The 1797-nt window shown below is 42.5% G+C and carries 1 protein-coding gene; it reads right to left on the bottom strand.

The features are described from left to right. Positions 1-648: 648 nt before the first annotated feature. The coding region (gene tuf, locus H5163_RS20980) for an elongation factor Tu (RefSeq protein ID WP_182735892.1) at positions 649-1797 on the bottom strand (1149 nt) is incomplete at its 5' end.

Raw genomic sequence — 1797 nt, 5'->3', positions numbered from 1 at the left:
AAGCGGTAAGCGGTAAGCGGTAAGCGGTAAGCGGTAAGCGGTAAAAATCTAGATCTCCTCAACTTAAATAGCAAGAAAATTTAATATATTTACTTTCTGTTATAAACGCGGTGGCAAGCCACTCGCCTACAAGTACATATTAACGCCGAGCAACTTAAAACTTTCCGCTTAGAGCTTACAGCTCAAATCGCAGACATTAAAAAAGGCCACCTAAGTGACCTTTTTCTAATAATTAACTTAAAAGTTAATTATTACTCATTGAACGTTGCTACAAAGCACCTACGCCTAAGGTAATAGCGCCACCTTCACATGACGTAAATCGCAGACATTAAAAAAGGCCACCGAAGTGACCTTTTTCTAATAATTAACTTAAAAGTTAATTATTACTCTACGATAGTTGCTACAAAGCACCTACGCCTAAGGTAATAGCGCCACCTTCACATGACGTAAATCCCAGGCATTAAAAAAGGCCACCGAAGTGACCTTTTTCTAACAATTAACTTAAAAGTTAATTATTACTCATTGAACGTTGCTACAAAGCACCTACGCCTATGGGTAACAGCGCCACCTTCACATGACGTAAATCGTAGGCATTAAAAAAGGCCACCGAAGTGACCTTTTTCTAATAATTAACTTAAAAGTTAATTATTACTCTACGATAGTTGCTACTACACCAGCACCTACAGTACGGCCACCTTCGCGGATTGCGAAACGTAGACCTTCATCCATTGCGATTGGAGAGATTAACTTTACAGTCATCTTAACGTTATCGCCAGGCATTACCATTTCTACGCCATCTGGTAACTGTACGTCACCAGTTACGTCAGTTGTACGGAAGTAGAACTGTGGACGGTAACCTTTGAAGAATGGTGTATGACGACCACCTTCATCTTTAGAAAGTACGTATACTTCTGAAGTGAATGTTGTATGTGGGTTGATTGAACCAGGCTTAGCTAGTACTTGACCACGTTCAACGTCTTCACGTTTAGTACCACGTAGAAGAGCACCAATGTTCTCACCAGCACGACCTTCGTCAAGTAGTTTACGGAACATTTCAACACCAGTACAAGTAGATTTAGTTGTATCATGGATACCAACAATTTCTACTTCGTCATTGATGCGGATGATACCAGCTTCAACACGACCAGTTACAACAGTACCACGACCTTGGATTGAGAAAACGTCTTCGATAGGCATGATGAATGGCTTATCGATGTCACGCTCTGGCTCTGGGATGTAAGAATCAAGTGCGTTTGCAAGCTCAATGATCTTGTCTTCCCACTCTTTCTCGCCTTCTAACGCTTTAAGCGCAGAACCAGCGATTAGTGGTAAGTCATCACCTGGGAAATCGTACTCAGAAAGAAGTTCACGAACTTCCATTTCTACTAGTTCAAGTAGCTCTTCGTCATCAACCATGTCACATTTGTTCATGAATACGATGATGTAAGGAACGCCAACTTGACGAGAAAGAAGGATGTGCTCACGCGTTTGTGGCATAGGGCCATCAGTCGCAGCAACAACAAGGATAGCGCCGTCCATTTGAGCAGCACCAGTGATCATGTTTTTAACATAATCGGCGTGTCCAGGACAATCTACGTGTGCGTAGTGACGAGTAGGCGTATCGTATTCAACGTGTGAAGTTGAGATTGTGATACCGCGCTCGCGCTCTTCTGGAGCGTTATCGATTGATGCGAAATCTTTAGCAACACCGCCGTATACTTTTGCAAGTACGTTAGTGATTGCTGCAGTTAGGGTAGTTTTACCGTGGTCAACGTGGCCGATTGTACCTACGTTTAC

It is taken from the genome of Pseudoalteromonas sp. SG44-8 (assembly GCF_014164125.1).
In the GTDB taxonomy this organism is placed as follows: Bacteria; Pseudomonadota; Gammaproteobacteria; order Enterobacterales; family Alteromonadaceae; genus Pseudoalteromonas; species Pseudoalteromonas rhizosphaerae.
This window is presented reverse-complemented; position numbering and strand designations above follow the sequence as displayed.